The 21769-nt window shown below is 73.6% G+C and carries 18 protein-coding genes; 8 read left to right on the forward strand and 10 right to left on the reverse strand.

Annotated elements, in window-relative coordinates; genetic code table 11:
• Window positions 1–13: 13 nt before the first annotated feature.
• Window positions 14–1237: a glycosyltransferase gene (locus FXF51_RS01105; protein ID WP_222871066.1), complete on the forward strand. Its 1224-nt coding sequence runs from the start codon at window positions 14–16 to the stop codon at window positions 1235–1237.
• 27 nt (window positions 1238–1264) lie between these two features.
• Here FXF51_RS01105 and FXF51_RS01110 read toward each other — a convergent pair whose 3' ends face one another.
• The 3 genes from FXF51_RS01110 to FXF51_RS01120 all read right to left on the reverse strand — a co-directional run bounded on the left by FXF51_RS01110 (window position 1265) and on the right by FXF51_RS01120 (window position 6497).
• Window positions 1265–2815, reverse strand: a complete 1551-nt coding sequence (locus FXF51_RS01110; protein WP_148432301.1) for an ABC transporter permease — start codon at window positions 2813–2815, stop codon at window positions 1265–1267.
• A 50-nt stretch (window positions 2816–2865) separates the two neighbouring features.
• Window positions 2866–3762, reverse strand: coding sequence for an ABC transporter ATP-binding protein (locus FXF51_RS01115; RefSeq protein WP_148432302.1), 897 nt, complete (start codon window positions 3760–3762; stop codon window positions 2866–2868).
• A 77-nt stretch (window positions 3763–3839) separates the two neighbouring features.
• Window positions 3840–6497 (reverse strand): helix-turn-helix transcriptional regulator, encoded by a 2658-nt coding sequence (locus FXF51_RS01120; RefSeq protein ID WP_148432303.1) that lies wholly within the window; start codon window positions 6495–6497, stop codon window positions 3840–3842.
• 149 nt (window positions 6498–6646) lie between these two features.
• Between FXF51_RS01120 and FXF51_RS01125 the strand changes: the two genes are divergently transcribed.
• The gene (locus FXF51_RS01125; RefSeq protein WP_148432304.1) at window positions 6647–6910 is read left to right on the forward strand and encodes an SAV_915 family protein; all 264 of its coding nucleotides are present in this window, start codon (window positions 6647–6649) and stop codon (window positions 6908–6910) included.
• A 50-nt stretch (window positions 6911–6960) separates the two neighbouring features.
• Here FXF51_RS01125 and FXF51_RS01130 read toward each other — a convergent pair whose 3' ends face one another.
• The 3 genes from FXF51_RS01130 to FXF51_RS01140 all read right to left on the reverse strand — a co-directional run bounded on the left by FXF51_RS01130 (window position 6961) and on the right by FXF51_RS01140 (window position 9388).
• Complete coding sequence (locus FXF51_RS01130; RefSeq protein ID WP_148432305.1) at window positions 6961–7683, reverse strand: VOC family protein; 723 nt, start codon at window positions 7681–7683, stop codon at window positions 6961–6963.
• Between the two features lie 11 nt (window positions 7684–7694).
• Entirely contained in the window at window positions 7695–8270 is a 576-nt protein-coding gene (locus FXF51_RS01135; protein WP_148432306.1) for a PadR family transcriptional regulator, read from the reverse strand.
• 74 nt (window positions 8271–8344) lie between these two features.
• Window positions 8345–9388, reverse strand: coding sequence for a helix-turn-helix domain-containing protein (locus FXF51_RS01140; protein ID WP_222871067.1), 1044 nt, complete (start codon window positions 9386–9388; stop codon window positions 8345–8347).
• Between the two features lie 211 nt (window positions 9389–9599).
• On the opposite strand from FXF51_RS01140, the gene FXF51_RS01145 reads away from it, so the two are divergent.
• The gene (locus tag FXF51_RS01145; protein ID WP_148432307.1) at window positions 9600–9791 is read left to right on the forward strand and encodes a hypothetical protein; all 192 of its coding nucleotides are present in this window, start codon (window positions 9600–9602) and stop codon (window positions 9789–9791) included.
• Here the strand turns inward: FXF51_RS01145 and FXF51_RS01150 are convergent.
• Both FXF51_RS01150 and FXF51_RS01155 read right to left on the reverse strand, forming a co-directional pair.
• The gene (locus FXF51_RS01150) at window positions 9788–11029 is read right to left on the reverse strand and encodes a hypothetical protein (protein ID WP_148432308.1); all 1242 of its coding nucleotides are present in this window, start codon (window positions 11027–11029) and stop codon (window positions 9788–9790) included. The two genes, FXF51_RS01145 and FXF51_RS01150, sit on opposite strands and share 4 nt — an antisense overlap.
• Window positions 11029–12126 carry a HesA/MoeB/ThiF family protein gene (locus tag FXF51_RS01155; RefSeq protein ID WP_148432309.1) on the reverse strand — a complete coding sequence of 366 codons (1098 nt, stop codon included), beginning with the start codon at window positions 12124–12126 and terminating at the stop codon, window positions 11029–11031. The genes FXF51_RS01150 and FXF51_RS01155 overlap by 1 nt, the downstream gene beginning before the upstream one ends.
• 333 nt (window positions 12127–12459) lie before the next feature.
• Between FXF51_RS01155 and FXF51_RS01160 the strand changes: the two genes are divergently transcribed.
• Both FXF51_RS01160 and FXF51_RS01165 read left to right on the forward strand, forming a co-directional pair.
• On the forward strand, window positions 12460–15270 hold the full coding sequence (locus FXF51_RS01160) for an AfsR/SARP family transcriptional regulator (protein WP_148432310.1): 2811 nt from the start codon (window positions 12460–12462) through the stop codon (window positions 15268–15270).
• A gap of 101 nt (window positions 15271–15371) precedes the next feature.
• Window positions 15372–16907: an FAD-dependent monooxygenase gene (locus FXF51_RS01165; RefSeq protein WP_148432311.1), complete on the forward strand. Its 1536-nt coding sequence runs from the start codon at window positions 15372–15374 to the stop codon at window positions 16905–16907.
• A gap of 60 nt (window positions 16908–16967) precedes the next feature.
• On the opposite strand, the gene FXF51_RS01170 is transcribed toward FXF51_RS01165, so the two are convergent.
• Complete coding sequence (locus FXF51_RS01170; protein WP_148432312.1) at window positions 16968–17387, reverse strand: DUF1048 domain-containing protein; 420 nt, start codon at window positions 17385–17387, stop codon at window positions 16968–16970.
• Between the two features lie 150 nt (window positions 17388–17537).
• Between FXF51_RS01170 and FXF51_RS01175 the strand changes: the two genes are divergently transcribed.
• The 3 genes from FXF51_RS01175 to FXF51_RS01185 all read left to right on the forward strand — a co-directional run bounded on the left by FXF51_RS01175 (window position 17538) and on the right by FXF51_RS01185 (window position 20501).
• Window positions 17538–18965 carry a serine hydrolase domain-containing protein gene (locus FXF51_RS01175; protein WP_148432313.1) on the forward strand — a complete coding sequence of 476 codons (1428 nt, stop codon included), beginning with the start codon at window positions 17538–17540 and terminating at the stop codon, window positions 18963–18965.
• A 24-nt stretch (window positions 18966–18989) separates the two neighbouring features.
• On the forward strand, window positions 18990–19730 hold the full coding sequence (locus FXF51_RS01180) for a MerR family transcriptional regulator (protein WP_148432314.1): 741 nt from the start codon (window positions 18990–18992) through the stop codon (window positions 19728–19730).
• A gap of 183 nt (window positions 19731–19913) precedes the next feature.
• The gene (locus tag FXF51_RS01185; RefSeq protein ID WP_187414096.1) at window positions 19914–20501 is read left to right on the forward strand and encodes a class I SAM-dependent methyltransferase; all 588 of its coding nucleotides are present in this window, start codon (window positions 19914–19916) and stop codon (window positions 20499–20501) included.
• 17 nt (window positions 20502–20518) lie between these two features.
• Here the strand turns inward: FXF51_RS01185 and FXF51_RS01190 are convergent, their stop codons facing one another.
• On the reverse strand, window positions 20519–21655 hold the full coding sequence (locus FXF51_RS01190) for a serine hydrolase domain-containing protein (protein WP_148432316.1): 1137 nt from the start codon (window positions 21653–21655) through the stop codon (window positions 20519–20521).
• Window positions 21656–21769: the final 114 nt, after the last annotated feature.

The following is a 21769-nucleotide window of genomic DNA, read 5'->3' on the forward strand; positions in this document are numbered from 1 at the left end:
ATCATGCGAGTGCATGATAAACGGGGATGGGGTGGCGGGGATGCGGGTTCTGATCGTCGGCGCCGGTACGCGAGGGGACGTGGCGCCGTACACGGGGCTGGGAGCACGTTTACGCGAAGCCGGGCACGAAGTGGCCGTCGCCGCGCACCAGCCGTACGCGGAGCTGGTGACCGGCGCGGGCCTGGAGCACCTGCCGCTTCCCGGCGACCCCCTCACCGCGCTGACCGGCCGCTTCTCCGTCCGCGCGTTCGAGGAGTACGGCAGGCGGCTCATGGACGGCCTCGCCGGGCTCGCCGAGCAGGACGCCGACCTGCTGCTGCTCGGCGTGGCGGGAGCGCCGGGCCGTCACGTCGCCGAGGCGATGGGCGTGCCGAGCATGGGGGTGCACCTGCAGCCGATCGAACCCACCGGGGACTTCCCGCCGGTCATGAGCCTGTTCCGCCGCTCGCTCGGACGGTGGGGGAACCGCCGGGCGGCCCGGCTCTGGTTCGAGTCGCCGCTGCTCGCCGGGGCGAACACGAAGCTGCGGGCCAGGCTCGGGCTGCCACCGATGAGCCCGCGCGACCTCTACCGGCGCAGGGAGGACACCCGCTGGCCGGTCTTCCACGGGGTCAGCCCGCTGGTGCTGCCCCGCCCCGCCGACTGGCGGCCCGGGCTGGAGGTCACCGGTTACTGGTGGCCGTTCCTGGCGCGGGCCTGGGAGCCGGATCCGGTGCTGCGTGACTTCCTGGCCTCCGGGCCCGCGCCGGTCTTCGTCGGGTTCGGCAGCCTGGCGGGCGCGCGGACCGGGCGGTACACGGAGCTGGCCGTGGGGGCGCTGCGGCGGGCCGGGCTGCGCGGCGTGCTGCAGACCGGCCCGCGCGGACCGCTCTCGGACGACGTGCTCGCGGTCGGTGACGTGCCGCACGACTGGCTGTTCCCCCGGATGGCCGCCGTCGCCCACCACTGCGGCAGCGGCACCACCGGGAGCGGGGTGCGGGCCGGGGTGCCTGCCGTGGCCGTGCCGGTCATGAACGACCAGCCGCTGTGGGCGTCCAGACTGGCGGCGCTCGGCGTGGCTCCGGCCGCGATCCCGTTCCGCCGCCTCACGTCCGGACGGCTGGCCGCCGCGCTCGGCACCGCCGTCGGCGATCCGGCGTTCCGGTGGCGGGCGCGGGCGCTCGCGGCCCAGGTCTCGGCGGAGGACGGTGCGGCGCCCGTCGTCGAGGCGGTGAACCGGCTCCAGGCGGCCCGATGACCGCGCCCCCGTGCGGCGAGGCGTCGTTCAGCCGACCGCTCTGCGTCTGACGGCGGTCAGGCCGGCCGTGATGAGGGCCGCGGTGATGCCTGTCATGACCGCGATCGCGGTGATCGTGAAGGGCTCGCCGGAGACGAGCATGGGCAGGTTGGGGTAGGGGACGGCGTACTTGGCGATCCAGTAGTCGATGCCGAGGATCGGGCCGAGTACCTCGCCGAAGAGGTTGACGAACAGGAAGGCCGCCCAGGAGATCGCGGCTGCGGCGCGGGGGAGCAGGCCGAAGGCCAGCACGCCGACTCCCGCCAGGATCCAGGTGGCGGGCACCTGCACCAGGGCGCCGGCGAGGACCTTGCCGGGCTCTCCGGCCACCAGGCCCATGGTCAGGCCGGCGGCGGTGAGGATCAGGGCGGTCCCGGCCAGGGCGAACAGCAGGTGGCCTGCGACCCAGCGCAGCCGGGAGACCGGGGTGGACAGCAGGAGTTCGGCGCGGCCGGAGGTTTCCTCGTTGCGCAGCCGCAGCAGGGCCAGCAGCGGGTAGAGGGCCGAGACGTAGCCGAGGCTGAGCACGATGAGCCACAGGTAGGCGTCGGTCATGGTGGCCTCGGGCGAGGCGGTGTAGCGGTGGAAGAACTCCTGCACGGCGGCGCCCTCCCGGGCGACCTCTTCGATGGAGGTGGCCAGGGCGCCCAGGACCAGCCCGGCGACCGCGTACCCGGCGGTCCAGCCGAGGAGCAGGCCCTTGTGCAGCCGCCAGGTCAGGCGCAGCCGGTCGGAGGTGGCGGGGCCGGGGCGTTCGGGGATCAGGCCGTGGCCGAGGTCGCGCCGGGTGCGCAGCCGGTAGGCCAGGGCGAGGGCTGCCGCGGTGAAGGCGAGGCTGAGCAGCAGCACGGCCACGTCGTTGGCGCCGTACGGGCGGACCAGGTGCGACCAGCCCTGCGGCGAGAGCCACTTCAGTGCGGTCAGGCCGCTGCCGTCGGCCAGGAAGCGCAGCAGGTAGCCGGCGCCGAGGCCGAGGGCGGCCACGCCGACGGCGGTGCGGGCGGTCTGGGTGAGCTGGGCGGCCACCGCGCCGATGGCGGCGAAGACCAGCCCGGCGGCGGCGATCGCGGCGCCGAAGGCCAGTGACCCGGCAGGGTCGCCGCTGACGGAGGTCATCGCGGCGGCGGTGAGCAGCCCGGCCAGCACGGCCGAGCCGCAGGTGACGATGAGCGCGGCGGTCAGCGGCGCCAGGCGGCCGACCACGCCGGCGCCCACCAGCTCGGCGCGGCCGGACTCCTCCTCGCCGCGGCTGTGCCGGACGACCGTGAGGATCATGATCAGGCCGAGAATGGTGTAGATGGCGTCGGCGTTCTTCCAGACCGCCATGCCGGCCAGGGTGGCGGAGTGCACCTCGCCGGCGAACGCGGTCAGCGCCCGGTTGGCGGCCATCTCGCGGGCGAACGCGGCGATGTCGGGGATGCCGGTGGCGTAGCGCTGGACCTGCCCGGCCGCGAGCGCGACGAGCAGCAGCAGCCAGAGCGGGACGATGAAGCGCTCCCGCCTGAGCGCCAGCTTGGTCAGGATCCAGGTGCCGTTCATGACTCCGCCTTCGCGCTCTCGTCGGGGCGCGGTAACAGGTGCTCCGCCGTTCATCGCTCCGCCTTCGCACTCTCGTAGTGGCGCAGGAACAGGGACTCCAGCGAGGGCGGGGTGCAGGTCAGGTCGTGCACGCCGACCCGGATCAGCTCGGCCAGAGCCGCGTCCAGCCGGCTGCGGTCCACCTCGAAGGAGATCCGCTTGCCGTCCACGCGCACCTGGTGCAGGTCCGGCATGCGGGTCAGTCCGTTGGGCGGGGAGGCCAGCTCGGCGCTGACCCGGCTGCGGGCCAGGCCACGCAGCCGGCTCAGGGGGCCGGCCTCGACGGTGCGGCCGTTGCGAATGATCGTGACGTGGTCGCACAACGCCTCGACCTCCGACAGGATGTGGCTGGACAGCAGCACGGTCCGGCCGCGCCGCTTCTCCTCGGCCACGCACTGCTGGAAGACGGCCTCCATCAGCGGGTCCAGGCCGGAGGTGGGCTCGTCCAGGATGAGCAGCTCGGCGTCGGAGGCGAACGCGGCCACCAGGGCGACCTTCTGCCGGTTGCCCTTGGAGTAGGTTCTGGCCTTCTTGCGCGGGTCCAGCTCGAAGCGCTCCAGCAGCTCCGCCCGGCGGGCTCGGTCCAGGCCGCCGCGTAGCCGGCCGAGCAGGTCGATGACCTCGCCGCCGGTCAGGCCGGGCCACAGGCTCACGTCGCCCGGCACGTACGCCAGCCGCCGGTGCAGCGCGGCCGACTGGCGCCAGGGGTCGCCGCCCAGCAGCACGGCCCGGCCGGAGTCGGCGCGCAGCAGGCCCAGCAGGGTTCTGATGGTGGTTGACTTGCCGGCGCCGTTCGGGCCGAGGAAGCCGTGCACCTCCCCGGTTCGTACGCTCAGGTCCAGCCCGTCCAGGGCCCGGGCCCGGCCGAAGGACTTGACCAGCCCTTCCACTTCGATGGCCAGTTCCATGGCTGCCACTCTCCTCATCTTGTTCCTGGTCAAGACGGTAGAAGCGGCGATCATCCGACGGTATCGGGCATGTGCCCCTATTCCAGGCTGAGGCGGGCCAGCTCGGTCCGGGTGGAGACGCCCAGCTTGGGAAAGGCGCGGTAGAGGTGATGGCCGACGGTCTTGGGGCTGAGGAACAGCCGCGCGGCGATCTCCTTGTTCGTCGCGCCGGTCGCCGCCAGCCGCACCACCTGAAGCTCCTGCGGGGTGAGCTGGGCCAGCGCGTCCGCCGCGGCAGGGGTCGAGCTCTCGCCGGCCGCGCGCAGCTCGGCGCGCGCGTGCTCGGCCCAGGGCACGGCACCGAGCCGTTCGAACCGCTCCAGCGCCTCGCGCAGGTGCGTGCGGGCCTCGGCCTTGTGCCGTTCGCGGCGCAGCCACTCCCCGTACAGCAGCTCGGTGCGGGCCCGCTCGAACGGCCGGGCCTCGCCCTGCAGCTCCAGCGCCCGCGCGTACAGCGCGCCGTCGCCGGTCGCCAGCGCGCGGCAGCGCAGCACGAGCCCGTCCTCCCAGGGCAGCCGGGCGGCGGCGGCCCACTGCTCCAGCCGGGCCAGCGGCTCGGCGGCGCGCTCGGGCAGGCCGAGCCGGACGGCGGCCTCCACCTGGTCGGCCGCGAAGTGCACGCCCAGCCCCACGTGCCGGATCGGGCCGCGGGTGGCCGTCTCCAGCCGGTCCAGCGCCGCCTCGTAGCGGCCCCGGCCGAGGTCGAGCAGCGCCAGCGCCCACTCGCACCACGCCGCGACCAGCGCGTTGGCGTGCGCGGGGAAACGCCGCAGGCTCCGCTCGGCGGGACGCGTGCCCGGCTCGTCGCCGCGGATGGCGGCCACGTACGCCAGCAGCGCCTCGGCGTGGGCCACCCGGCTGGGCTGGCCGATGTCCTCGGCGATGCGCAGCGCCTCGCTCGCCGACTGGACCGCGTCGCGATGGCGGCCGAGGTTGATCTCGGCGGTCGCCAGCGTGCACAGCACCATCGGCAGCCAGCCGATGGCCCCGCTCGTGCGGCTCTCCTCCGCCAGGCCGGCCATGATGTCGCGGGTGTCGTCGTAGTCGCCGGTCAGCAGCGCCTGCGAGGCCACGTTGAGCCGCAGCCCCGGCGGCCCGTTCCTGCCCTGCGCGATGTGCTCGCGCAGCAGCGCCACCCCGTCGGCCGCCTCGGTCGCATCGTCGGAGTACAGCTGCAGCGCCCCGCCGATGGAGGCGACGAGCTTGTTCCTGACCGCGTCCGGCGGCAGCTCCGCGAGGATGCGGTGGGCCTGCGCCACCCGCTGCGGCTCGCCGGCCGACCAGGACGCCCGAGACGCGTCCGCCAGCATGGACGCGGCGGTGTCCGCGTCGAGCGGCGCGACCTGCCGCGCCGCCGTGACCAGCACCTCGTGCACGGTACGCAGCGAGCCGTGCTCCGACTCCACCCTGGCCCGCACGACCGCCACGTGCGCCAGCACCCGGGGGTCCTCGGTGAGCCGGAGCGCCTGACCGGCCAGGTGCCTGGCACGGTCGGGCAGCCCCGCGTCCACGGCGACCTCCGCGGCCAGCGCCAGCCGCCGCGCCCGCTCCTGCTCCCCGGCGGTGAGCCGGGCGGCCCGTTCCAGCGCCGCGACGGCCGTGGCGTGCCCGGAACGCCGCCGGGCCCGCAGAGCGGCCGCCTCCAGGTCCGCCGCCACCTGCTCGTCCGGCCCCGTGACCGCCGCCGCCCGGTGCCAGGCCGCCCGGTCGGGGTCGCCTGCCAGCGCGTCCGCGAGCGCGGCGTGCGCGGCCAGCCGGTCGGTGAACGGCGCGCCCCGGTAGGCGGCCGTACGGATGAGCGGGTGCCGGAAGGCGACCGTCTGCTCGTCCACGGCGATCAGCCCCTCGCTCTCGGCCGCCGCCAGCGCGTCCGCCTCCAGCCCCAGGCCGGCCATGGCGCGCAGCGTGGCCGTCAGCGCGCCGCTCTCCTCCGCCGCCGCCACCAGCAGCGCCGTACGGGCCGGCGCGGGCAGCTTGGCGATGCGCCGCTGGTAGGCGTCCTGGAGGCGGTGGGGAAGCGGGCCGGGGGCGCCGTCCTCGGTCCTGGGCAGTTCGAGCAGGGCCAGCGGGTTGCCGTCGGCCTCGGCCAGCACCCGGTCGCGTACATGGGCGGGCAGGCCGGGCGCGTGCTCGGCCAGCAGCGCCCGCGCGGCCACCGGGTCCAGCCGCTTGAGCGTCAACTCGGGCACGCCCGGCAGGGATGTGCCCTCGCGCGCCGCGAACAGCAGGAACACCTTCTCGGCCGCCAGCCGCCTGGCGGCGAACGCCAGCGCCTCGGCCGACGGCCGGTCCAGCCATTGGGCGTCGTCCACCAGGCACAGCACGGGCCCGTCCGCGGACAGCTCCGCCAGCAGCGACACCGTCGCCAGGCCGACCAGGAACCGGTTGTCGCCCCCGGGCGCGGCCAGCCCCAGCGCCGCCCGCAACGCCTCCGCCTGCGGGCCGGGGATGCCGGGCAGCTGCTCCATCGCGCCGGACAGCAGGGACTGCAGCGCCGCGAACGGCAGCTCCGCCTCGCTCTCCACACCCGTGCAGCCCAGCACCCGTAACTCCTGACCGGAGCCCGCCCACCGCAGCAGCGCCGACTTGCCGCCGCCCGGCTCGCCCAGGACCAGCATCGCGCCGCCCCTGCCGGAGGCCGTCTCGGCCAGGAGCCGGCCGAGCTCCCGCTGCTCCCGCTCTCGCCCGTACAACATCAGGCAATCCTCGCATCGACCGGGTCGGCCGCCGTCAACGTCGCGTCAGAATCTCCGGGGTTGAGCATCCGGATTGCGTAGCGATTGCGAAACACGCCTTGAAACGGTTCTAGCGTCCCTCATGTACGACCTTCGCAGGAGGGAAACAGATGTCAGAGCCCCGATTGTTCGTCCCCGTCAGCACGGGCAGGTTCGCCTCGGCCCTGCGGCTGTTCCGCACCGCCGCGGGCAAGCGGGCGGCGGTCGCGTTCACCTCGCGGCTCAAGCTCAGCCAGGTGCTCGGACCGGACCAGCAGTGGGCGGTGCTCACCGAGCCGGCGCTGCGCGGCATGCTCGCCGAGCTGGACGTCGCCGGCATCGTCATCGACCCGGCGGGCACGATGTCCCGCCCGGCCGCCAGGCGGGTGGCCTGATGCGCGCCGCCCCGTCGTGATCTCTGAGGCGTCGTCCACGAGCGAACGGGTCAGGGGGCGGGCCGGAGCGCGGCCTCCACGTCGTCGAGGGCGGCCAGCGTCCCGGCGAGCCTGTCACGCTCGGCGCCGGACAGCGGAAGCGCGCGGGCACGGGCGAGCGCGTCGCCGGCCGCCGCCGGATCCTCGGCCCGCAGCGCCAGCTCGGCCCGGTAGGCCAGCGCTTCGAGCTGCTCGGCCGCCGTCGCGGTGTCCCTGTCCCGGTCGAGGGCCGCGTCCAGGATCTGGGCCGCCCGTACGTGCTTGCCGTGGGAGTCGCCCATCACGACCGCCCTGTGCAGGGTCGTGGTGAGCTTGCCCGTGGCCGTCTCCTCCTCGGGCACGGGGGCGGCGGCCATGATCCTGATCCAGTTGCCGCCCGGGTCGATGACGGTGAACCCGGACACGTTGTCGGCGTTCTTCCGCTTGCGCGGCCGGGTCATCCGGGGGATGCCGGTCACCAGGAGCTTGCCGTGCACCCGGCGCATGCCCGCGGCGAACGCCTCGAACAGCTCGCCGGTGTCGGGCACGAGGACCACGCAGGTGCCGTACGACTCCTCGGGATCGAAGCCGGGCATGCCGAAGAAGTCCAGCCGCAGGTCCTCTCGCCGCAGCGACACGTACGGGTTCGGGCGGGTCTGGTAGTAGGTGCGGGCGAAGCCCAGCATCGTGTAGAAGCCGACCATCTCGTCGATGGACCGGCAGGGGAGCAGCGGTACGGTGATCTCGTTGGCCATGATGTCTCCGGCTATCGGGGTGCGGGGCTCTCGCCGGCCATGGTGAAGGCGCCTTCCTCAAGGCGGCGGATGAGCCGGTCGGTCCAGCGGGCGCCGGTGTCGGACGTGGTCAGCCACAGGGACAGCACCTCGCCGATCGGCCCCCACGTCTCCAGGTCGGTGCCCGCGGGCAGGTGGGCGGTGATGCCCGCGCGCCACTCGCGCATGGCGTGCGCCCGCTCGCGCAGCATGCGCAGGGCGTGCTCCCGCGGCAGGTCCTCGATCAGGCCGACGGCGGCGCCCAGCACGTCCAGGTCGGGCGTGCGGTCGGCGAGGGCCCGGCTGAGGAGGGTCAGGTACTCCTGCTCGCCGTCGCCCGTCAGCTCGTACTCGATCCGGGACGGGCCGCCGGCCTGCGAGGGCGCCTGCCCGTGCGCCACCAGCAGGCCTTGACCGGCCATGCTCTTGAGCGCGTGGTACACCGAGCCCGACGTGGCCGTGGCCCACTCGTGGGCGCCCCACGACTCGAGATCCGCGCGCACCTGATAGCCGTGCGCGCGGCCCCGCCTGCGCAACGCTCCCAGCACCAGCAGCCGTACCGAACTCATGAGACCCCTCACCGGCCGACTAGCCAAATTTGGCTAGCTTGAGGGACAAGTATCACCACCGCGGGCGCGGCAGGTCAACTGTTCAGCGCGTGCTGCCGATGGTCGCGGGGGCTCATGCCGTACGCGTTGCGGAAGGCCCGGCTGAACTCGGCGGCCGTCCTGAACCCCCACCGCAGCCCGACCTCGCCGATCGGCTGATCGCGCAGCCGCGGGTCGGCGAGGTCGGCGCGGGCGCGTTCGAGGCGGCGCCGCCGGACGGTGGCGCTCACGGTCTCGGCGCGATCCTGGAAGAGCAGGTGCAGCGTCCGCACGGAGATGTGGTGACGTGCGGCGATGGCCGCCGGATCGAGGTCGGGGTCGCCGAGGTGGCGGTCGATGAAGGCGTCGATGCGGGCGGCCAGGGTGCGGCGGCGGGTCTCGGGCGTGAGCAGGTTCGCGGTGCCGAGGCGGCCGGCGAGGAAGGTGGCGGCCAGGTCGAGGCCGATGGCGCCCAGGCGGGGGAGGTCGGCGGGGTCGCAGCCGGCGGCGTGCTCGTGCAGGCCGGTGAGGTAGCGGGCGAGGATCGCCCCGGTGCCGGTCCTGGCGGGAAGCTGGTGCGCCAGGAGACGTTCCAGGGTGCCGCGGGGCAGGGGGAGCGCCTCGCCCGGCAGGAACAGGATGGTCAGCCGGGTGAGGGCGCCGATGTCGGCGAAGGTGGTGAAGTACGGGTGAGAGGTGCTGAACAGGGAGAAGTCACCGGCCTCCAGGACGGAGTCGGTGCGCCGCTGCTCCAGCCGCACGGGGCCGTCGTGCACCAGGAAGAGCTGGTAGACGTCGGGGTCGTGCCGCCTGATGTGGGTGGGGGTGCGCGTGCCGGTCACCGGTGACATCGCGAACTCGGCCACCCGCACGCCCGCCAGGTCGACGGAGCGCGTCCGGCCCTGGAAGTCGTCGGCGTGCGAGCTGGACAGCGCCGTGGGCGCGATCTCGTGCGCGGACATGTGCGCCCACCAGGCCAGGCGGTCCTGGCGCGGCACGGCGTCGGTCGACACGCTGACCACGGGGCTCCGCTGGGCCGTGTGATGGATCCACGAGTTTCCGTACGGGTGGTCGCACACCCCGTCCACGCTCTCGGGCACCGTCCAAGGGTGCACATCCCCGGCCCGCCGCGCAAGACCGTCAGGTGCCCGGCAGGCTCACCGCAGGAACGGGCGGTATGTCGCGAGTATGTCCATCAATACCGCTCGCGTGCGGTCCGTCGTTTCCCTGTCGGACCAGCTGCGGGCCATGAAACCGGCAAGACCCGTTGTCGCCCCGGGAGTCCCGGCCACGCTGATCTACGCTGCCCGCATGGCTTTTCTCATCCCGGAGATCAAGGTCGGCCTGGCCGAGCTCGGCGGCGGGCCTTCCGCCTTCTGCGCGAAGTGCGGCAAGCGGGCGACTCTGTACTACGTCGAGCCGGCGACAGGAAGCTGCACCTACGTCTGCACCGCCGACGCGGGCACCGAGGTGGAGGCGATGCTGCTGAGGTCCGCCGACTAGCTCGCGCGCGCCGCGCGCCGGGCCGTGAGGCGGCCCGCGTACTCCTTGACGGCCAGGACCAGCGCCAGGGTCTCGGGCCCCAGGAGCAGGGTGACGCAGAGCAGGCGGTACCAGAACGCGGCCGTCAGCGGCCCCTCGGCGAGCCCCTCGGCGGCCCAGCTCAGCGTCTCGGCGAAGACCGGCAGCAGCAGGACGCAGAACCAGACGATCACGCCGGCGAAGCCCGCCAGCCACACCCACCGGAACCAGCGGCCCACCCGCAGGTCGGTGCTGGTCGCGTCCGCCAGCTCCGCCGCCTCCCCGGCCGTCAGCCTGGACAGGGCCCGCTTGAGCATCAGCGTCTTCACCCGCCACAGGTTGCGGCAGCCCAGGGCGTTGACCAGCACCGCGTACAGGTCGGTGCGCAGGAAGACCAGGCTCTGCCAGAGCATCTGCATGACCTTGATGAACACCCACGCGGCCAGCAGCTTCCCGGCCAGCTCCGGCGCCCGCCACACCCCGGTGTCGATCAGCAGCCGCCCGGTGAGCAGCGCGGCCAGCAGGACGCAGTCCACGGCCAGGCCCGCCAGCAGGGGGCCGTACCGCTGACGGCGGGGCAGCGTCCAGAGCTGGGTGAGGTCCGTCTCGAAGACCAGCATCCACAGGCGGCGGTCGACGCCGAAGCGCGTCTGGATGCCGAGGGCCCGCGCGCCCAGCCAGTGGCCGCACTCGTGGCTGGCCGCCGCGAACCACACGAACGGCAGCCAGGCCAGCGCGCTCAGCCCGACGTCCGCGAACGGGAACGCGTCCACCGCCGGGTCGGGCAGCAGGCCGGGCCGCAGCGCGAAGACGGCCAGCGCGTACAGCAGGCAGGCGGCGTAGCAGGCCCAGGCCACCCGGCCGAAGAACGGGCGGACCAGCTCGGGGCGGACGCTGGTCATCCAGCGGCGGGCCTGGATGGGCGCGGTCCGGACGGGGTCCGCGGCGTCCCCGTCTTCCTCGGTGGCCAGGAAGCCCAGCTCACCGAGGACCTCCACGAAGGACGGGACGTTGACCGGCTCCCCGGCGAACGCCTCGGCCTCGGCCGCCGCCTCCTCGACGCTCGCGCCGCGCTGGAGAGCGGCGATCACCACCCCGCCCACCGCCGGGATCGTCACGAACGTCCCGCTGGCGGGGTCGCCCACCAGGACCTCGTCGTCGCCCTCCGGCACGACGCTGAGCGGCTTGAGCCTGACCGGGGCGGTGCCGGAGGCGCTCATCAGCGCTCGCTCCCGCGAGCCGGGGCCAGGGCGCAGACCTGGCAGCCGGGGTTCCTGGGCAGCGGCTGCCACTCGGGCACCAGGCCGGTGCGCAGGTCCAGGGTGACGCGGTGACCGGCCGCGCGCGGCGGTTCGTACCCGGTGAGGTAGCGCTGCGCCTCCAGCGCGAGCAGCGAGCCGACCTGCATCGCCATCGGCCCGGTGAGCGGGTTGCTCAGCTTCATGTTCTCCACGATCCGGTACGCGGCCGCGTCCGGGCCGTCCCCGACCGGCCGGTCGGCGTAGTCGCAGGCCAGGCAGGCCGTGCGGCCGGGGTCCACGGACAGGTACATGAGCTGGCTGCGGTTGGCCCCGCCCAGCACGTACGGGACGCCGTTGCGCACCGCGGCCTCGTTCGCCCAGAGGTTGGCGTGCGGATGCCCGTCGAGCCCGCCCGCGACGAGGTCCACGCCCTGGATCAGGTCCTCCAGATCCTCCGGGGCGGACACCCAGCGGTCGGCGGCGCGCACCTTGATGCGCGGGTCGTAGTCGCGCACCCACGCGGCGGCCCGCTCGGCCTTCGACAGCCCGATGTCGGCGTGGTGGTAGAGGAACTGCCGGGCGAAGTTGCGGGACTCGACGCGGTCCTGGTCGACCAGGGTCAGCTCGCCGACGCCGAGGCCGGCCAGGCACTGGACGAGGGAGGAACCGCCGCCGCCGACCCCGAGCACCAGCACGTGAGCCTCGCTCAGCGGCCGGTGGAACCCGGCGCGCCGCCGCTCCAGACCGGCGTAGGTGCCGTAGAAGCTGAGGTTGGAGAAGTGCCGCTCGTCCTCGTCGGGGTCGCCGAGTGTGCGGCCGTCGGCGTCCTCCACCAGGCCCAGCGAGTCGAGGCCGGTCAGGCCGCCGCTGACGTCCTCCTCCGAGAGCGGGATGCCGCGCCGCTGGAGCGAGACGCTCAGCTCGGCCGCGGTCTGCGGCGCCCGGCGCAGCTCGGCCAGCAGCGCGGCCACGTGCCCTTCAGGGTCGTCCAGGGTGATCGCCTCGCGAGCGTCGAAGACCACCAGCAGATCCGCGCCGATCGTCTCCCACTCGCATTCCTTCAACGCCACACGCATCGCGCCTCCCGCGCCGGCCAAGTACGCATGCCAGGGCCCGCGGGGAGGAGCGTGCCGCCCCTCCCCGCGGGTAAGATCGTCAGGCGGTGTCAGCGCCTCACGTGGCGGGGTTCTGAGTAGCCTTGACGGACTCGACCTTCTTGACCTTGATCTCCATGATGTGCCTCCTCATGGTTCGTGTGGCGCTGGATGCCAACTGTGACCACAGTGCGATGAGGTACTGAAATAGCGCTGATTTTCTGCTGAACGCGCAGTTAGGCTGCCCTCGGTGATCAATTACGGCGATCACCGGGGAAGCGGCTGGAGGCTTGGGACGACGTGACCGTCGAGGGCGTGGAGTTCCGTCTGCTGGGGCCGGTGGGAGCGTGGCACGCCGGGCGGCGCCTGGGCCCGTCCACTGCGCAGCACCGGACCGTTCTGGCGATGTTGCTGCTCGAACCCGGGCGTCCGGTGCCCGTGGCCCGGCTGCAGACCGCGCTGTGGGGGAGCGAACCGCCCGAGTCGTCCCGCAACGCCGTCCAGGGGCACATCTCCCGGCTGCGCCGCCTGCTCGCCCCGTTCCCCGAGGCGGCGCTGACGACCTCGGCGCGCGGCTACTGCCTCACCGCCGGACGCGACCGCGTCGACCTGCACCGCTTCCGCGACCTGGTGCGCGACGCCGGCGGCGAGCCGGACCCGGGACGCGCCGCCGACCTGCTGCGCGCCGCCCTGACGCTCTGGCAGGGGCCGCCGCTGGCGGACGTGGCGGGTCGGTGGCTGCCCGACGTCGTGGTGCCCGGCTTGGAGGAGGAACGGCTGGCGGCTCTCGAACGACGGGTCGAGCTCGACCTGCGGCAGGGGCGGCACCAGGAGGTGGCCGCCGAGCTGACGCCGCTGGTGGGGGAGCACCCGCTGCGGGAACGGCTGGCGTCCCTGCTGATGACGGCGTTGTCGAGGGGAGACCACCGGACGGAGGCGCTGGCGGTCTTCCGCGGGGTCAGGCGGCGCTTCGCCGAGGAGCTCGGGATCGAGCCGGGGGAGGAGCTGCAACGCCTGCACCAGGCGATCCTGGCCGGTCGTGACAGAACGGCGGCACACGGCGGTTCGCCTCCCGCCCCGGCGCAGAACCCCGCCGTCCCCCGCCACCTCCCCCCGGACACCGAGCCGTTCACCGCCCGCCAGGACGAGCTGGCCGCCCTGGACCGGCTGACCGCTCCAGGACCGGACCAGGCCCTCGCCCCGTGCGTCGTCACCGGCACCGGAGGCGTCGGCAAGACCACCCTGGCCGTGCACTGGGCACACCGCGCCCGCGACCGCTTCCCCGACGGCCAGCTCTACGTCAACCTCCAGGGCTACGGCCCCACGCACGCCGCCCGATCCCCCGCCGAGGCGGTACGCCTGTTCCTGGACGCCCTGCAAGTGCCGCCCGAACTGATCCCCGCCACCCTCGACGCGCAGGCGGGGCTCTACCGCAGCCTGCTGGCCGGCCGCCGCATGCTCATCCTGCTCGACAACGCCCTCGACGCCGACCAGGTCCGCCCGCTGCTGCCCAGCGCGACCGGCTGCCTGGCGCTGATCACCAGCCGGGCCGAGCTGACCGGCCTGGTCGCGGCGGAGGGGGCCCGCACCCTGTCGCTGCGGTCGTTCTCGCCCGCCGAGTCCCGCGAGCTGCTGGCGCGCCGGCTCGGCAAGGACAAGGTGGGCGCCGAGCCGCAGGCCGTGGACGACATCGTCTCCCGGTGCGCCGGGCTGCCGCTGGCCCTGTCCATCGTGGCCGCCCGCGCCCACACCCGCCCGGCGTTCCCGCTGCACGCGCTGATCACGGGGCTGGAGGAGGCGGACGGCCCCGACGAGCCGGGCAGCCTCGACGTCTTCGACGGCGGCGACACCGGAACGAACCTCCGTACCGTCTTCTCCTGGTCCTACCGCGCCCTCAGCCCGGACGCCGCCCGCCTGTTCCGCCTGAAGGGCCTGTTACCGGCGCCGGAGATCTCCACGTCGGCCGCCGCCAGCCTGGCCGGGATCACCGTCCGCGACGCCCGCCGCCTGCTGACCGAGCTGACCCGCGCGAACCTGGCCGCCGAACCCTCACCCGGCCGGTACGGCTGGCACGACCTGCTCCGCGCGTACGCCGAGGAGCTGACGCTCCTGCACGACTCGGACGGCGAGCGCCGCGAGGCCCTGCACCGGCTGCTGGACCACTACCTGCACAGCGCCCACCTCGGCGACGGGCTGCTGGAGATGCTGCACCGGGTGCCCCTGACCCTGCCGGGGCCGGGGCCGGACGTGGTCGTGGCCCGCATCACCGACCGCGCCCAGAGCCTGGCCTGGTTCGGCCGCGAGCACCGGACGCTGCTGGCGGCCATCAGGCATGCCGCGCGCGCCGGGTTCGACGCGCACGCCTGGCAGCTCGCCTGCGCCTGCTGGGGCTTCCTGTCGCAGGAGGGCCGCTCGGACGACCAGGTGGCCATGTACCGGACCGCGCTGGAGGCCGCCCTGCGGCTGGCCGATCCGGCCGCGCAGGCGCACGTCCGCGTCGGGCTCGCCCAGGCGCTCATCCGCCTCGGCCAGGACGGGACGAGCGGCGCCCACCTGCGCCAGGCCCTCACCCTGTTCCGCACGCTGCGCGACCCGGTCGGGCAGGGCGTCTGCCTCACCTACCTGAGCGTGCTGGAGGACCGCCAGGGCCGCTACGCGGAAGGCCTCGCCCTGTGCGAGGAGGCGCTGCGGCTGCACCGGTCGGCGGGCGACCGCGCGGGCGAGGGGCGGGTGCTCAACAACGTCGGCTGGTTCCACGCCCGGCTCGGCGCGTACGGGGAGGCGCTGCGCCGCTGCGAGGAGGCCCTGCTCATCCACCGCGAGCTGGACGACCAGCCGGGCGAGTCGGCCACCCTCGACAGCATGGGCTACATCCACCACCTGCTCGGCCAGTACGAGGAGGCCATCGCCTACTACCTGCGGTCACTGTCGTGGCGGGGCGGCAACCGCGCGCTGGGCGCCAGGACGTTGCAGCGGCTCGGCGAGGCGCAGGTGGCGGCGGGCCGCGTGGCGGAGGGGCGGCAGACCCTGGGACGCGCCCTCGACCTCGTCGCCGAGCTGGCCCCGGGCGACGCCGGCGCCCTGCGCGCCCGGATCGACGGGCTCGCCGGCCACCCACCGCGATAAGTCCGGTGCTGCGTCTTCTGCACTACTATGCGACCCCGAGATGAGATCGCCCCGCGAAGCTCCGAACGCGCTTGACAGCACCGAACCAAGGAAACACCTGAATGACTGACGTGATCATTGTGGGCGCCGGCCCGACCGGCCTGATGCTGGCCGCCGAACTCAGCCTGGCCGGCGTGCGCCCGCTGGTCCTGGAGCGCAAGGCGCAACGCCGCGACACGCCGAAGGCGGGCGGCCTCGGCGGGCAGATCCTGGAACTGCTGCGCTACCGCGGCCTGCTGGACCGGTTCCAGGCGGCCTGCACCGACCCCGTCCCGCCGCCCATCTTCCCCTTCGGCGGCGTGCACGTGGACCTCACCAAACTGCCGCAAACCCCGATGCACGCCCTGCCGCTCCCGCAGCAGTCGCTGGAACGCGTCCTCGACGAGTACGCCGCCGAACTGGGCCTCGACGTCCGCCGCGGGCACGAGGTCACCGCGGTCAGCCAGGACGACACCGCGGTCACCGTGGACGTGCGCGGCCCCGACGGCACCTACCAGCTCACCGCCCGCTACCTGGTCGGCTGCGACGGCGCCCGCAGCCGGGTACGCGACTGGGCCGGCATCGGCTTCCCCGGCGTCACCTACCCGGAGGTCAACCGGCTCGCCCAGGTCACCCTGCCCGACACGGTCACCGTGCTCGGCAACGGCGACCTCGACGTCCCCGGCTCCGGCACCGTCAGCGCCGGCTTCACCCGCACCGACCACGGCCTGTTCGGGCTGGGCTCCTCGCCGGACTCCCGGCGCGTCTCCCTCTACACGATCGAGGACGAGACCACCGAGTACGACGACGACGTCCCGATGACCGTCGACGAGCTCCAGGACAGCCTGCATCGCGTGCTCGGCCTGCGCCTGCCGGTGGGGGAGGCGCACCGGCTGTCGCGCTTCACCTTCAAGGCCCGCCAGGCCGAACGCTACCGGCAGGGGCGCGTCCTGGTGGCCGGCGACGCGGCGCACCTGTTCCCGGCCACCGGCGTGGCGATCAACGCCGGCATGCTGGACGCCGTCAACCTCGCCTGGAAGCTGGCCGCCGACCTGAACGGCCGGGCCCCGGCCGGCCTGCTCGACACCTACCACGACGAACGCCACCTCGCCGGCGCCCGCACCATGCTGCACACCCGCGCCCAGGTGGCGCTGCGGCGCGGGCACGACCCGGCCGCCGAGGCGCTGCGGGCCGTCTTCCAGGAACTGCTGTCCGACGAGCAGCCGCTGCGCCGCATGGGCGCGCTCATCGCCGGGGCCGACATCCGCTACCCGATGCCGGGCGCCGACGGCCACCCGCTGACCGGCGCGTTCGCCCCCGACCTGGCCCTGCACACCGACCAGGGCGTCACCAGCGTCGCCGAGCTCATGCGCGCCGCCCGGCCCGTCCTGCTCGATCTCGCCGGACGCCCGGAGCTGCGCCAGGTCGCCCAGGAGTGGGAGGGGCGCGTCGACGTCCACACCGCCAAGACCGGCGAGCGGCCCGCCGACGCCCTGCTGATCCGCCCGGACGCCCACATCGCCTGGGCGGCGCCACTCGACGAGCCCGCCGGCACCGCCGCGCAGGCGTTGCGGGAAGCGCTCACCGGCTGGTTCGGGCAGCCGGCGTCTGGAACGTGATGCGTCACGACTGACGTTCGAGGGTGGATGCCCGCTGGTTCGTCGTGGGGTGTCCGGCGGTCATGAAAGGTCGTCGCCGCGGGAGGAGGCGGGCTCCTCCCCGGCGGCGCGGGCGATGGCGTCGGTGAAGCGGCGGCGTTCCCGCCTGCGGTACTGGCCGAGCGGGTAGTTGGCCATGAACGCCTCGACGAACTCGACCGGGTCCTGGCCGAACACGTCCCGGATCGGCGTGCCGTCCGCGGCGCTGCGTTCGAGCAGCTCGGCGAGGTCGTCGTACATCTGCATGGCGCCGCTGCCGTCGGCGGGCCCGAAGTGCATGAGGTAGCGCTCCAGCGCCTCGGCGGCGACGCGGTAGTGGCCGGGCAGCCGCTTGACGCGCGCCCTGTACTGCCGGAAGCGCTTCTTGTCCTCCAGCGGCCCGGTGACGACCTCCAGGTAGTGCAGGTAGCGGCTCTTCGGCTCATTCGGCTCGGTGGCCATGTCCAGGTCCCCCCGTAGGCGCATAGCTAATCGGTGTCGCTGACTACCGGTAGAAAGTATCACTCACTACCGGTACTGAGCAACGCCGGATAGCTCGGTCGGGAATCACGCTTGACCTTGCCCCAGGGGCAAGGTTGCACGATCTGACGCATGGAGAACAACGCACTCGAAACCACCCTCGAAGCCCAGATCCGCGAGCAGGTCGCGGCCTACTGCGAGACCGGCCACGTCCCCGGGTTCGTCGCCGGCGTCCACCACGCGGGCGAGCAGGTCATCGTCGCCCACGGCACCGCGAACGCCGCCACCGGCGCGCCCATGCTCGCCGGCACCGGCTTCCTCTTCGGCTCCGTCACCAAGGTCCTGACCACCACGCTGGTCCTGCAGCAGGTCGAGCGGGGCCGGCTGGACCTCGACGCGCCGGTCGTCGCGTACCTGCCCGAGTTCGCCCTGGCCGTGCCGGGCGCGGCGGACAAGATCCTGGTCCGGCACCTGATCTCGCACACCAACGGCATCGACGCCGACCTGTTCTTCCCCGACGCCAAGGGCCGCGAGGCGCTGAAGACGTACGTCGCCGGGCTCGCGAGCGACTGCGGCACCCTGTTCGAGCCGGGCGAGCGGCTCAGCTACTCCAACGGCGGCATGATCGTCGCCGGTCGGCTGCTGGAAGTGGTCACCGGCACGCCGTTCCCCGAGCTGCTCGAACGGGAGGTCTACGCGCCCGCCGGCATGAAGGACTCCAGCACCTCGGCCGAGCAGGCCATCCTGCGCAGCACGGCGGTCGGCCACTTCCCGGACCCCGAGACCATGGAGGCCAGGGTCACGGGCATGTTCACGCTGCCCGACACCTGGGGCCCGGCCGGCGGCACCCCGATCGGCACCATCGCCGACCTGCTCGCCTTCGGGCGCACCCACCTCGCGGGCGGCGTGTCGCCCACCGGCGAGCGGGTCCTGTCCGCCGAGTCGGTCGCGCTCATGCAGCGGGTCTCGTACGACATGGACAGCCCGAACACCCCGCCGATGGGCCTGGGCTGGGTGCTGTACCCGTTCGGCGGCACGACCGTGCTGGCCATGTCGGGCGCCTCGCCCGGCGGCGTGTCGATCCTGTGCGTCGTGCCCGAGCACGACCTGGTCTTCACCGCGTTCGGCAACACCCCGGGCGCGCTCATGCTGCAGGACCAGCTCCTGCAGTGGCTGCTGCGCGACCATCTCGGCGTCCCGATCCCCACGCTGATCACCGAGGTGCAGCAGGACGTCGACCTGACCCCGTACGTCGGCACGTACCGATCGAACCAGCTCCGCATCGACGTCAGCGTCGTGGACGGCGAGCTGGAGGAGCGGACCACCTACGAGCCGGCGGACGCCTCGCAGGAGCGGATCTTCACGGAGTTCGCCGGCGGCACGACCTCCGCCCCGCCGCAGCGGTACGTGCCGATCAGGCCCGGCCTGTTCGCGCCCGCCGGTTACCCGCTGGAGACGTTCGACGGGTACCTGCGGCTGCTGCTGGTCTCCTACCACGACGTGCGCGACGGACGGGCGCGCTTCCGCAACGGGGGCGGCCGCCTGGCCGGGCGCGCCTGACGGCGGGGTGGAAGGATGTCCGGCATGCTCACGATCGGCCAGCTCGCGGACTACGCCGCAGTGACCACCAAGGCCATCCGCCACTACCACGAGCGCGGCCTGCTCGCCGAGCCCGGCCGCGACTCCTCCGGCTATCGCCGCTACACCGCCGAGCACGCCGTCCTCCTCGTGAAGATCAGGACGCTGGCGCAGGCGGGCGTGCCGCTGGCCCGCATCAAGGACCTGCTCGACGCCGACCAGGAGACGCTCACGGCGGCCATCGCCGAGGTCGACCAGGACCTCGAAGAGCGCATCGAGCAGTTGCGGCGTACCCGCGAGCAGCTCGCCCAATTGCACGGCGGCGACCGGCTGTTCGTCTCGCCGCAGGTCGCCGACTACCTCGACGACCTGCGGCGGCTCGGCGTCAGCGAGCGGCAGAGGCGGCTGGAACGCGACGGCTGGATCCTCATGCAGACGGCCTCGCCCGAGGACGCCTCCATCTGGATCGCCGAGAAGGCCGAACTGCTGGCCGACCCCGAGTTCCGCGACCTGTACCTGGAGCACGACGCCGCCTACGACTGGTCGCCGGACGACGACCGCCTGCCCGGCCTGGCCGAGCGCACCCGCGACTGGTTCGGCCGGCACCACAGCCGGTCCGAGGGGCGGCCGGTCAACAACCCGGCCATCGCCAGGCTGGCCGCCCAGTCCCAGGCCGGCGCCTCGTCCCCGGCCTGGGATCGCCTCGCCCGGCTCATGAACGACCGGCCTGGCATCAAGGGCGCGTAGGAATCCCGGCCGAATCCGTCAGGATTACGTAGCGACCCCGCCCCTCCTGAGCCTTCCGGCCCGATAGTGGAAATGCGGATCTCAGGAGGAGACATGACCGTGCACACGGGCGGCCGGGCGGCCCCGCCCTTCTTGAGGCAGAGCCTCGCTGAGGGCTTCTTGAGGCAGAGCCTCGCTGAGGGCATGGAACAGTTCCATCACCCGCGCGGGGTGCGGAACGGGGTCACGCCGACCCCGCAGCGCGGGCGTCTCCTCGCCGGGCTGCGCGGGCGCGTCCTGGAGCTGGGGGCGGGCGACGGGGTGAAGCTGAGCTGCTACCCGGCGGACGTGACGGAGATCGTCCTGGTGGAGCCCGACCCGTTCCTGCGGGCGGCGGCCAGAAGCGTCGCCGACCGGCTGGCGAGGCCGGTGCGGATCCTGGACGGGAGCCTGCTGGCCCTGCCCGTCGCCGACGGCTCCTGCGACGCCGTGGTCTGCTCGCTGGTGCTGTGCTGCTCCGCCCGGGTGCGGGAGACGCTGGCCGAGGTGCGGCGGGTGCTGGCACCCGGGGGTGAGCTGCGTTTCTATGAGCATCAGCGCTCGGGCAACCCGCTGGTGACGCTGGCGGAGCGGCTGGTGACGCCGGTCTGGGCGCTGGCGGCCGGAGGCTGCCACCCGGCGCGCGACACGCTGGCCGCCATCCGGCAGGCGGGGTTCACCGTCGAGAACGCGGAACGGTTCGCCTTCCGGCACTTCGGGCACGTCATCGGGGTCGCCAGACCGGTCGGCTGAACCGCGGGGTCGGGGGCTCAGCCGCCGAACACCTCGTCGAGCAGCCGGTGCTGGGCGGAGGCGAAGGCCGCCGCGACGGTCAGGTCGGCGTCGTCCACGCAGTTGATCGCGGCCGTCAGGGTCCTGCCGCCGCCGGGCGTGCCGTACATCAGCGCGGCGTGACCGACGCTGGCGCCGTTGTGCGAGATGACGGTGCCGCCACCGGCCGTGGTCAGCACGAACACGCCGAGCCCGTAGTCCATGTTCGGGATGCCCGTCGGGTACGGCGTGCACATCTCGGCCAGCAGCTCGGCGGGCAGCAGCCGGCCGCCCAGCAGAGCGGAGATGAACGTCTGCAGGTCCCGGGTGGTGGAGATCAGGTCGCCGCCGCTGGAGACCCAGGAGGGGTTCTGCCGGGTGACGTCCACCGTCCGCGTCTGGCCGTCCTCCTCGTAGCGGTAGTAGGCGTGGGCGTGCGGCTCGGGGATCTCCGGCGAGTCGTCCGGCATGACGGTGCCGGTCAGCCCGAGCGGCCCGGAGATCAGCCGCCGCATCTCCTCGGCGACCGGACGGCCGGTGACCTGCTCGATCAGCAGCCTGGCCAGCACGTAGTTGGTGTTGGAGTAGCTCCATCCGGCGCCCGGCTCGAACCGCGCAGGCTTGGACAGCGCCAGCTCGACCAGCTCCTGCGGCCGGTAGGTCCTGAACCGGTCGTCCACCCACTCCTTGCCCGTGGCGCCGTAGGGGATGGGGATGCCGTGCACGATCGTGCCGTCCTCGTACACCTCGCCGCTGAAGTTGAACAGGCCGCTGGTCTGCCGCAGCAACATCCGTACCGTGATCCGCCCGTCCAGCGCGAACCCGGGCAGGTACCGCGTGACCGGAGCGTCGAGGTCGATCCTGCCCTCGGCCACCAGCCGCAGCACCAGGGTGGCGATGAACGTCTTGACGTTGCTGCCGGCCCGTACGTGCCCGTCGATCGGCGGCGCGGTGGCGCCGCCGAGCTCGGCGACCCCGGCGCTGCCGGTCCACTCGCCGCGCTCGTCGCGCACGCGCAGCGACATCCCGAGGAAGCCGGAGCCGACGAGCTCCTCCATCGTCCTGCGCAGCTCGGGGCGGTCCGGCCCGGTGGTGTCGGTGCGCGAGGTGCTCTTGTCCTGGCCGGTGAGGGTCATGGTGGTTCCGTTCCTTCGGAGTTTCTCGGGTCCGGCCCGCTTCCGGGCCGGTGCGCCGAGCTTCCACCCTGACCTAAGGTCAACCACAACGGTGATCTGGCTCACACGGAGGAG

The organism is Nonomuraea sp. PA05, from assembly GCF_008086045.1.
Classification (GTDB): Bacteria; Actinomycetota; Actinomycetes; order Streptosporangiales; family Streptosporangiaceae; genus Nonomuraea; species Nonomuraea monospora.

What these genes read in the sequence shown, in the direction of transcription:
- FXF51_RS01105 (WP_222871066.1), top strand. Translation starts at nt 14, where the DNA reads ATGATAAACGGGGATGGGGTGGCGGGGATGCGGGTTCTGATCGTCGGC.
- FXF51_RS01110 (WP_148432301.1), bottom strand. Translation starts at nt 2,815, where the DNA reads ATGAACGGCACCTGGATCCTGACCAAGCTGGCGCTCAGGCGGGAGCGC.
- FXF51_RS01115 (WP_148432302.1), bottom strand. Translation starts at nt 3,762, where the DNA reads ATGGAACTGGCCATCGAAGTGGAAGGGCTGGTCAAGTCCTTCGGCCGG.
- FXF51_RS01120 (WP_148432303.1), bottom strand. Translation starts at nt 6,497, where the DNA reads ATGTTGTACGGGCGAGAGCGGGAGCAGCGGGAGCTCGGCCGGCTCCTG.
- FXF51_RS01125 (WP_148432304.1), top strand. Translation starts at nt 6,647, where the DNA reads ATGTCAGAGCCCCGATTGTTCGTCCCCGTCAGCACGGGCAGGTTCGCC.
- FXF51_RS01130 (WP_148432305.1), bottom strand. Translation starts at nt 7,683, where the DNA reads ATGGCCAACGAGATCACCGTACCGCTGCTCCCCTGCCGGTCCATCGAC.
- FXF51_RS01135 (WP_148432306.1), bottom strand. Translation starts at nt 8,270, where the DNA reads ATGAGTTCGGTACGGCTGCTGGTGCTGGGAGCGTTGCGCAGGCGGGGC.
- FXF51_RS01145 (WP_148432307.1), top strand. Translation starts at nt 9,600, where the DNA reads ATGGCTTTTCTCATCCCGGAGATCAAGGTCGGCCTGGCCGAGCTCGGC.
- FXF51_RS01150 (WP_148432308.1), bottom strand. Translation starts at nt 11,029, where the DNA reads ATGAGCGCCTCCGGCACCGCCCCGGTCAGGCTCAAGCCGCTCAGCGTC.
- FXF51_RS01155 (WP_148432309.1), bottom strand. Translation starts at nt 12,126, where the DNA reads ATGCGTGTGGCGTTGAAGGAATGCGAGTGGGAGACGATCGGCGCGGAT.
- FXF51_RS01165 (WP_148432311.1), top strand. Translation starts at nt 15,372, where the DNA reads ATGACTGACGTGATCATTGTGGGCGCCGGCCCGACCGGCCTGATGCTG.
- FXF51_RS01170 (WP_148432312.1), bottom strand. Translation starts at nt 17,387, where the DNA reads ATGGCCACCGAGCCGAATGAGCCGAAGAGCCGCTACCTGCACTACCTG.
- FXF51_RS01175 (WP_148432313.1), top strand. Translation starts at nt 17,538, where the DNA reads ATGGAGAACAACGCACTCGAAACCACCCTCGAAGCCCAGATCCGCGAG.
- FXF51_RS01180 (WP_148432314.1), top strand. Translation starts at nt 18,990, where the DNA reads ATGCTCACGATCGGCCAGCTCGCGGACTACGCCGCAGTGACCACCAAG.
- FXF51_RS01185 (WP_187414096.1), top strand. Translation starts at nt 19,914, where the DNA reads ATGGAACAGTTCCATCACCCGCGCGGGGTGCGGAACGGGGTCACGCCG.
- FXF51_RS01190 (WP_148432316.1), bottom strand. Translation starts at nt 21,655, where the DNA reads ATGACCCTCACCGGCCAGGACAAGAGCACCTCGCGCACCGACACCACC.